The sequence below is a fragment of the Prevotella sp. oral taxon 317 str. F0108 genome, from assembly GCF_000162415.1.
Classification (GTDB): Bacteria; Bacteroidota; Bacteroidia; order Bacteroidales; family Bacteroidaceae; genus Prevotella; species Prevotella conceptionensis.
In genome coordinates, this window is record NZ_GG740072.1 from 1,364,197 (window position 1) to 1,374,132 (window position 9,936).

5 protein-coding genes and 1 pseudogene are annotated in these 9,936 nt (G+C 48.3%); 5 read left to right on the forward strand and 1 reads right to left on the reverse strand.

All coding sequences use genetic code 11. From position 1 onward, the window contains the following. Positions 1–177: 177 nt before the first annotated feature. Positions 178–501, forward strand: a pseudogene (locus tag HMPREF0670_RS05200) (RloB domain-containing protein); the annotation flags it as partial. A gap of 1,130 nt (positions 502–1,631) precedes the next feature. On the opposite strand, the gene radA reads toward HMPREF0670_RS05200, so the two are convergent. Beyond that, complete coding sequence (gene radA / locus HMPREF0670_RS05215; RefSeq protein ID WP_009230118.1) at positions 1,632–3,020, reverse strand: DNA repair protein RadA; 1,389 nt, start codon at positions 3,018–3,020, stop codon at positions 1,632–1,634. A gap of 127 nt (positions 3,021–3,147) precedes the next feature. Between radA and HMPREF0670_RS05220 the strand changes: the two genes are divergently transcribed. From HMPREF0670_RS05220 to uvrA, 4 genes are all read left to right on the forward strand, one after another. Continuing rightward, complete coding sequence (locus HMPREF0670_RS05220; RefSeq protein ID WP_009230119.1) at positions 3,148–4,056, forward strand: ABC transporter substrate-binding protein; 909 nt, start codon at positions 3,148–3,150, stop codon at positions 4,054–4,056. Next, positions 4,053–6,308, forward strand: coding sequence for a tetratricopeptide repeat protein (locus HMPREF0670_RS05225; protein WP_009230120.1), 2,256 nt, complete (start codon positions 4,053–4,055; stop codon positions 6,306–6,308). The genes HMPREF0670_RS05220 and HMPREF0670_RS05225 overlap by 4 nt, the downstream gene beginning before the upstream one ends. Position 6,309: 1 nt before the next feature. Then, positions 6,310–7,008 carry a gliding motility-associated C-terminal domain-containing protein gene (locus tag HMPREF0670_RS05230; RefSeq protein ID WP_009230121.1) on the forward strand — a complete coding sequence of 233 codons (699 nt, stop codon included), beginning with the start codon at positions 6,310–6,312 and terminating at the stop codon, positions 7,006–7,008. A gap of 81 nt (positions 7,009–7,089) precedes the next feature. Beyond that, the gene (gene uvrA / locus HMPREF0670_RS05235; protein ID WP_009230122.1) at positions 7,090–9,915 is read left to right on the forward strand and encodes an excinuclease ABC subunit UvrA; all 2,826 of its coding nucleotides are present in this window, start codon (positions 7,090–7,092) and stop codon (positions 9,913–9,915) included. Positions 9,916–9,936: the final 21 nt, after the last annotated feature.

Sequence of the window (9,936 nt, forward strand, 5' to 3'; positions counted from 1 at the left end):
ATATCGCAAAAATAACTTAAACATGCAAGAAATAAGGAAGAAATCTTGCTATGTGTACAGGTGTAAAGGCTTAACCAAAACCCTTAGCACAATCGACAAATGCTTGCTTTTAAATTAAAAATACGTAATAATATTACGGAATAAGCAAACAAACAAAACACATGGCTATACTTAATATATGCGGGAAGAGTGATGTTCATAGAAACAAATCCTTGTACGGAGTTTTGGTTCTTACTGCATTTCTTGCCCAATGTGGTGTGTAGACAATACGAAAGCTACGAGCAACTGCTGCCCGAACTGCAAAAACACATGCCAGGATACGTGAAGACGAAACGCTACTTCATCAAAACAAACTTGTATAAGTATCTAACTGAGCATGGCGACTTAGAAAGAGCCGTGCAAAACTCTGAGAAACTATGCCAACTATGCCAAGAGTCGCCTGAAGATTTAAAGGCATATTCGGAGATTCACAAGGTGATTGAATTACTTAAAACGATATAGGCGCAAGCAATTGTATTGTTACACATGTTCGGGATAAAGGCTTGTTCTTAAAACAACTCGTTGATGTATTCACACAAAAACCACTCAAAAGAATAAAACAAAACCTATAAACTCACGAAAACCCAACAACTCCCGAATACATCGACTCATCAACTTATAAACTCAAAATCTCATAAACTTATCAACTCAAGAACTAACGAACTCACCAACTCAATAACTAACGAACCCATCAACTCACCAACTCAAAAACTTAAATCGTTATCTTTTATTTTACATTTCTACTCTAATTTCCGCCCCATTCTAGCGAAAATATTGGTTAAAAAGTAGGCAAAAATCCACTATTTCTACCCTTTCATACCTTGGAGCTTGTCTGTTTTTAAGCCTAGAACCTGCATTTTGCACCATTTTGCCTTTCTAGATTGCTTGCCAACTCATTATTTTTTACGCCCAAATACATGCTTTTAGCCCCTAAAACCCCACTTTTTAATGGCCGTTTTGCCCTTTCTAGCCATGTGTTTCATGGTTAGTAAAGGTTTTATTTATACAATTGCTATGGATGTTTATGCTTTTCGTTGCGTATTTAGGGGCAAATCGCACCGCATTTTGCAGCATTTTGCCTTGCGTTTAGCACCAAAACGCACTCCATTTTGCACCAAAACGCACTGCGTTTAGCACCAAAACGCACTCTATTTAGCGGCAAAACGCACTATATTTTGCAGCAAATAGCCCCCAAACAGGTACTAATGGCGGTCTTTTTAAATAAAAATTCATTTTGCGGTATTCCCATGCTAACCCTATTCAGCATCAAAACAAACCTTCGCGAGAATCGATTTTTTGCGGCAGGTGGGCGATTGGTGAACAGAAAGGGCACTCATAATGTTAAAAAACGCGCTGAAAACTTTACAATCCTTGACCCCACAAGCTGTATTATTTATATCGTATGCTCTACAAAGGGAAACAATGCGTAAACAAACACAATGCAGTTGGCACAATTCCAACCACTATCTCAACGTTTTATTCAGGCCAACATAGGCTTTTATTCCAAACCAACATGTCATACCAAAGCTTTCTTATGTTCGACATAACAGGTTGAAAAGACCATCAATAATCAAAATAACGTCGTTACAACTTTATCCAAACAAGATGCGCAATGCCTCTTCTACCTTACGAACGGGGTGTAGTTTGATTTTATAACGCGACGGGTCGATGCCCGAAAGGTTGTTTTTGGGTATCACCATATCGGTAAATCCAAGCTTTTCGGCCTCGGCAATGCGTTGTTCTATGCGGTTCACAGGGCGCACTTCGCCGCTAAGTCCCACCTCACCTGCCATACACCATTCCTTATCTATGGGCGTATCTACATTGCTAGACAGCACGGCGGCAATGATACTAAGGTCCATAGCCAAGTCGGTTACGCGCAAACCGCCGGCGATGTTCACAAAAACGTCTTTCTGTATAAGCTTAAAGCCCACACGTTTTTCAAGTACGGCCAAGAGCATATTTAGTCGGCGTTGGTCGAAACCCGTGGTACTACGCTGCGGTGTGCCGTAGGCGGCAGTCGAAACCAGGGCTTGCGTTTCCACCAAAAACGGCCGTACACCCTCGATGGCGCAGCTAATGGCGATGCCCGAAAGGCCTTCGTGGTCGCGAGTGAGCAGCAGTTCGCTGGGATTAGACACTGGGCGGAGTCCATTTTGCTGCATTTCGTAGATGCCTAGTTCGGAAGTGGAGCCAAAACGGTTCTTGATAGAGCGCAATATGCGGTACATATAATGCTGGTCGCCCTCAAATTGCAGCACCGTATCTACGATATGTTCTAATATTTTGGGGCCAGCCAGCACCCCCTCTTTATTGATATGGCCAATGAGCAGCACAGGAACAGACGACGTTTTGGCATACCTAAGCAACGCCGAGGCACATTCGCGCACCTGAACGATACTTCCTGGCGAGCTGTCGATGGTTTCGCTCTCGATGGTTTGGATGGAATCCACGATAAGCAAGTCGGGCTTTACATCGTCTACCTGCATCAAAATCTTCTCCAAAGCGTTTTCGCTCAGCACGATAACGTTGTCTGCCACGTTCTCTTCTATGCGATCGGCACGCATTTTCAGCTGATGCGTGCTCTCTTCGCCGCTAACGTAGAGTATTCGCTTTTCGGGCATTCGCAAAATGGTTTGCAACACTAGGGTACTCTTTCCAATGCCTGGCTCGCCACCAAGCAAAACGATAGAGCCACGCACTAGTCCGCCACCAAGTACGCGGTTAAGCTCATCGTCGTGCAGGTCGATACGCGGTTCGTCTTTGGCTTGCACCTTCGAGATGGGCATGGGCGTGTTACGCGTGGACGAAGTGTTGCCAACTCCACCCGCTGCTAGCCGTTTACCGCCTCCCGACACCGAAGGAGCTACGCGTATTTCCTTAAAGGTGTTCCACTGTCCACAACTCGGACATTTGCCAATCCATTTCACCGACTCGTGTCCACAATTGTCGCAAACGTATGCTGTTTTATCTTTTGCCATGGTCTACAAAATTACTAAATCTTTTTTTTCGCAACAAAATTATTGCTAAATTTGCAAGGATAAAACCTCACGAAGAGGCCGCCTTGAACACGGCAAACAAGGTATTTAACAGCAAACACCAATTACAATGACCCTATTTCACATTCGCACGCTCGCCTTGGCCACGCTAACCACGCTGCTCTTTGCCTGCAACGGCAAGGGCAATGCGCCACAAAATCAAAGCGAACGACAAACGACAAACGACTCGACACTGCGAATTGCGGTGATGCCCACACTCGATTGCCTGCCGCTTTACGTGGCAGATGCAACGGGAATGTTCGGCGAAGAGCACATCAACGTGCGATTAATGAAGTACACGGCACAGATGGATTGCGACACAGCCATACTTAGAGGCAGGGTTCAAGGTGTGTTTACCGATTTGGTTCGTGCCCAACGCCTGCGCCAAAAAGGGGTCAACTTGCACGAAGTGGGCGCAACAAACCTGCATTGGCAACTAATAAGTAACCGCAATGCGCGCTTAAAGGACGTGCGACAATTAGGAGATAAGATGGTGGGCATGACCCGTTTCTCGGCAACCGACTTTCTTACTGCCGACCTCATCGACCGCAGTAAGCCCAAAAACGAGGTTTTCCGCATACAGGTCAACAATGTGTTTATCCGCTTGAAGATGCTCGTTGGCTACGAAATAGATGCCGCTTTCATGCCCGAACCGCAAGCCACTGTGGCTCGAATGGGCAAAAACAACGTGCTGGCCGACACCAAAGCCAAGGACATTAGGCTAGGCGTGGCCGTGTTTAGCATGGCCGCCAAAGACCAAAAGAAGGTGTGCCAAGCACTGCCTGCTTTTGTTAAGGCATACGACAGGGCGTGCGATTCGCTTAACATCAGGGGCATACAGCATTATGCCGACTTGCTAAAAGCCCACTTCCAACTGAACGACGCTGCCGTAAAGGCACTGCCTAAAACAGCCTTTGCCAAGATGTCGCCCGTAAGAGAGAAAGACAGAAACGCCATTAAAGACTTTCCAACGCAATGAATAAAGACGACATTAACAACATCAGGTGGAGTATCAAGCCTGAGAGAGAAAGCATCCCCGGACTTATCCTCTTGTCGAAAGATCTAGGGGAGGCACTCAACAGAATGCGTAACGACATAAACAGTTTCGGACTAAGGAAGTATTACGAACGTTTGGAAAGCATCGAGGAGGACTATCGCTTGATGAAAGACTTCATTAAGCGAGGTTTCGACGACCCCAAGCGCGAGGAAGTGTACAACAGCCTGCTTAAAAGGCTGTATCACCTACACTGCGATGTGATGATAACGCGCAGAAAGCAAAACACGTCGGGCTTTAACTATTACTCACCGTTCAACGTGGCCACCATGCCGCTAGACGATATTAGGCAACGACTGGAAAGTTTCGTGCAAGACACTGCACTGCTTTCGCTCGACCCGTCGGCAACTAACAGCGAAAAGAAAAAGGCGATATACGCAGAGCACCATGAACTGACGACGGCCCTGTTCTATCACCTCATGACCGACACGCATTGGAATGAAGAGACACAGAAGTTCTACCAAGAACTGCTGCTGTCGCCCACTATCGACAGCATGGATGCACAGTTACTCGTCGGTGCCTTGCTCTTAGCCTTGCTCTTAGCTTTCGATGCGCGTAAGTTCGCCACCCTACTCTACCTCTATCAGTACGCAACAGACCCACAAGTAAAACAACGCGCCTTGGTGGGATGGGCGCTTACGCTGCCAAAAATAGAGATAACGCTTTATCCCAACCTGGCCGAACAGCTGCACAAAACCGTCAGTTCGCAAGCCGTTCAGCGCGAATTGCTTGAACTACAATACCAAATAGTGTATTGCATCAACGCCGAAAAGGCCATGCAAGAAATACATCGCGACATTCTCCCCACAATGATGCGCGGCCAAAACATCGTCTTGGGCACTGAAACAGAAGAACAAAAGCTGCAAGACATCCTCAACCCCGATGCCGAGGAACGGGCGATGGAGGACCTGGAGAAAAGCTATATGCGCATGATGGACATGCAACAAAAGGGCGTGGACGTATATTTCGGGGGCTTTTCGCAAATGAAACGTTTCCCATTCTTCAATCGGGCCAGCAATTGGTTCGTGCCATACTACCCCGAACACCCCGAACTGAAGCCCCTTGAAGGGCTAGACGAAACCCGTTTAGAACAAAACATCTTTGCGCACAGCTCGTTCTGCAACTCGGATAAGTATTCGTTGGAATTGGCTATGGCCATGATTGCCAACCAAATTCCTGCCGAACTGAAAAACGCCATCAATGCCAATGGCATCGAGATACAAGGCGATATGGACGTCGACAAAAGCAACCCAGCCTACATCAGGCGCATGTACTTGCAAGACTTGTACCGCTTTTTCTTCCTCAACAACATGAAAGAAGAGTTCGTCAACCCTTTCCGAGGCGGAGGAATTGTGATGCGCGGACTGTTTTTCGGCAACCAACTGCTGGCACAAGTGGGACTGTCGTCGCAGTTCGTTACCTTTGGTAAGTTCCTTTATAAAAGAGGACTTTGGCAGCTGCTGCAACTATTTACCTCGATATACGAGTTAGACACCACCCTAACCAGCAACGAGTGGCTCTACTTCCGCGCCGTGGCAGCCATGCAAACAGGTAACTATGGCGAGGCTAAAAAGCACTTCGCCGAGCTGATGAACCGCTTGCCCGAAGACGAGAAAGTGGCTCATGGCTATGTGGAAACATGTATTCAAAGCAACGATTTCGCCCATGCAGAGAAGGTTTTGGAACGCTTACAGGGCGAAAGAAACCTCTCGACCGAACAAGAATTGTTTCTGGCCAAGGGCTATGCCCACGCAGGAAAGGCAGAGAAAGCCACCGAACTGTTGTTCAAGCTTAACTACGAGCACCCCGACAACATGGAAGTGAAACGTCAGTTGGTCCTAACCCAACTGCAAGATGGCAGAGCCGAAACCGCCATCGACCTGCTGAACGGCATTGTTTACAACAACAATGAAGTGGATGCGAAAGACATGCTCTACTTGGCAGCCGCCCATTGGTTTGCCAACAACACGCAAAAGGCCATCGAACTGTTTGTGAACTTCCTCAGAAAAACAGGCGAAAAGTCCAGCGAAACCCGCTCTGGGATAGACGAAATGTTGCATTTGCTAGACGCTATGGCCGAGAAATACAACCGTTCGGCCATAGACATAAGGATATTGACAGACATTGTGGCCGACGAAATGGAGGCAAACAACTCGCCAAACATAAATAACGATTAGGATGAAAACCATCATACGCACTACATTCACACTGCTTTTCGCGGCTATGGCAACCTTTGCCTTTGCCGACGACACACCAACCATCAGCCCCATGGCCACATTCTTCACCCCAAACGGCGAAGAACAAAGCAGCGATTACCAAGGTTCGGCACCGCTTAGGGCACGATTTCAGGCCAACGTTGCCAATGCCGACGGTTGGAACGCGCACTACGAGTGGCGGTTTTACACCGACCTCAAACGCCAAACACCATATCTCTCGCGTTTTGAAAAGGACACCGAGGTGACGTTCACCGTGGCCGGAACCCATTATGTAGAGCTTTACGCCACCTTTGTGCAAGGCACCGACACCGTGGAATATACGCAAGAGTACTGGAAAACGGCCGACCCCATACGCGTTAGCATTGCCGAGAGCAAGCTCGAAATGCCCAATGCCTTTACACCCAACGGCGATGGCGTGAACGATGTATATCGGGCAAAGCCCGGTTATCAGTCGCTTGTGGAGTTCAAGGCCTACATATTCAACCGCTGGGGACAGAAAATATACGAATGGAAAGACCCTGCTGGCGGTTGGGATGGCAAGTTTAACGGACAAGACGTGAAAGAGGGCGTGTACTTTGTACAGGTTAATGCCAAAGGTGCCGACGGCAAAGTATTTAACATCAAGAAAGATGTTAACCTGCTAAGAAGCTATATAGAATAATGTGTCCCTAAGACATGGGCCAGCTAAGGGCGACAAACAAGAAAGCACACCGCCCAACAATAATAACAACAGGACAACAAAATGCAAGACGAAAAGATAAATGTGTGGGGCGCGCGGGTGCACAATCTCAAAAACATAGATGTGGAAATACCGCGCAATAGCCTCACGGTCATCACCGGACTGTCGGGTTCGGGCAAGTCGTCGTTGGCCTTCGACACCATCTTTGCCGAAGGTCAACGTCGTTACATGGAGACGTTCTCTGCCTACGCACGCAACTTCTTGGGCAACATGGAGCGCCCCGACGTGGACAAGATAACCGGTCTAAGTCCCGTTATCAGCATCGAACAGAAAACAACCAACAAAAACCCACGCTCTACCGTAGGCACAACAACAGAGATTTACGACTATCTGCGACTGCTTTATGCCCGTGCCGGCACTGCATATAGCTATGCCACAGGCGAGAAAATGGTGAAGTACACCGAGGAAAAGGTGATACAAATGATTTTGGAACGCTATGCCGACAAGCGCATCTACATTCTCGCGCCATTGGTGCACCAACGAAAAGGGCACTACCGAGAACTGTTCGAGAGCATGCGGCGAAAGGGTTATCTCTACATGCGCGTTGACGGCGAAATAACAGAGATTACCCGCGGCATGAAGGTAGACCGCTACAAAAACCACAATATAGAAGTGGTGATAGACAAGTTGAAGGTTCAAGGAAAAGACGACCAACGCCTGAAAAAGACCATTGAGGTGGCCATGAAGCAAGGCGACGGCGTTATTATGATTCTAGATAAGGACAATAACGAACTGAAAAGCTACTCTAAACGACTGATGGACCCCGTTACGGGCATATCCTACCCCGAACCAGCACCCAACAACTTCTCGTTCAACTCGCCCGAAGGCGCATGCCCAAAGTGCAAGGGACTGGGCTATGTCAATGAGATAGACCTCAAAAAGGTTATCCCCGACACCAATAAAAGCATCTACGAAGGCGCTATCGCACCGCTGGGAAAGTATAAAAACCAAATGATTTTTTGGCAGATAGATGCCATTCTCAAAAAGTACGACTGCGAATTAAAGACTGCCATCAAGGATGTTCCTGCCGATGCGCTCGACGAAATACTGTATGGTTCGATGGAAAGAGTGAAGATTGCGAAAGAACTTGTACACACTTCGAGCGACTTTTTCAGCACTTACGATGGCCTGATAAAGTATCTGAAAAGCGTGATGGACAACGACGACTCGGCCAGTAGTCAGAAATGGGCCGACCAATTCTTGGCTACATGTCAGTGTCCCGACTGCAAAGGGCAGAAACTTAAACGCGAATCGCTGGCTTATCGCGTGTGGGACAAGAACATTGCCGAGCTAGCCAGCATGGATATCAGCGACTTGAAGACGTGGTTAGATAACGTTGAAGAGCATCTTGACACCAAAGGCCGCAAGATTGCGGCCGAAATTGTGAAGGAAATACGAACGCGCGTGAGCTTTCTGCTCGAAGTGGGACTCGACTATCTAACGCTTAACCGCCAGTCGGTGTCGCTTTCGGGTGGCGAAAGCCAACGCATCAGGCTCGCCACGCAGATAGGCTCGCAGTTGGTTAACGTGCTTTACATCCTCGACGAGCCAAGCATTGGCCTGCATCAGCGCGATAACGAGCGGCTGATTGCCTCGCTTAAAGAACTGCGCGACCTAGGAAACACCGTCATCGTTGTGGAACACGACAAGGATATGATGATGGCCGCCGACTACATCATAGACATCGGACCCAAGGCAGGCCGCAAAGGGGGCGAAGTGGTGTACCAAGGCACGCCCCAAAACATGCTGAAAGGCAACACCATCACCGCCAATTACCTTAACGGACAAATGAAAATAGAAGTGCCCGCCCACAGACGAGCGGGCAATGGCAAAAGCATTTGGATACGCGGAGCCAAAGGTAACAACCTAAAAGACGTGGATGTGGAGATACCCTTGGGCAAACTGATTGTCGTTACGGGCGTAAGCGGCTCTGGAAAGTCGACGCTCATTAACGAAACGCTGCAACCCATACTCTCGCAACACTTCTATCGTTCGCTGAAAAGGCCCATGCCATACGATGATGTGGAGGGAATAGACAACGTTGACAAGGTAGTGGACGTAGACCAGTCGCCTCTTGGGCGCACGCCACGTTCTAATCCCGCAACCTACACAGGCGTTTTCAACGACATTCGCAACCTTTTCGTAAATCTTCCCGAGGCAATGATAAGGGGTTATAAGCCTGGTCGTTTCTCGTTTAACGTCAAGGGCGGCCGTTGCGAGGCCTGTTCGGGCAACGGATACAAAACCATTGAGATGAATGTGCTGCCCGATGTGATGGTGCCTTGCGAGGTTTGCCACGGCAAACGCTATAACCGCGAAACGCTGGAAGTGAGATATAAGGGCAAGAGCATTGCCGATGTGCTGGACATGACCATCAACCAAGCAGTGGAGTTTTTCGAGAATGTGCCCAACATCTTGCAGAAAATAAAGACCATTCAGGATGTGGGCTTGGGCTATATCAAGCTTGGGCAACCCTCCACAACACTGTCGGGCGGCGAGAGTCAGCGTGTAAAGTTGGCCACCGAACTAAGCAAACGCGACACAGGAAAGACCATCTACATCCTCGACGAACCCACAACAGGTCTGCACTTCGAGGATATTCGCATCCTAATGGACGTGTTACAGAAACTGGTAGACCGCGGCAACACGGTGCTAATCATCGAACACAACCTCGATGTGATTAAACTTGCCGACCATATCATCGACATGGGTCCCGAAGGCGGACGTAACGGCGGCCTCCTCCTTTCGGCAGGAACACCGGAAGAGGTGGCCAAAAGCAAGGCAGGATTTACCCCCAAGTTCTTAAAACAAGAACTAGAAGTGGGCTAGAAAGTGTGAAATTGCATTACA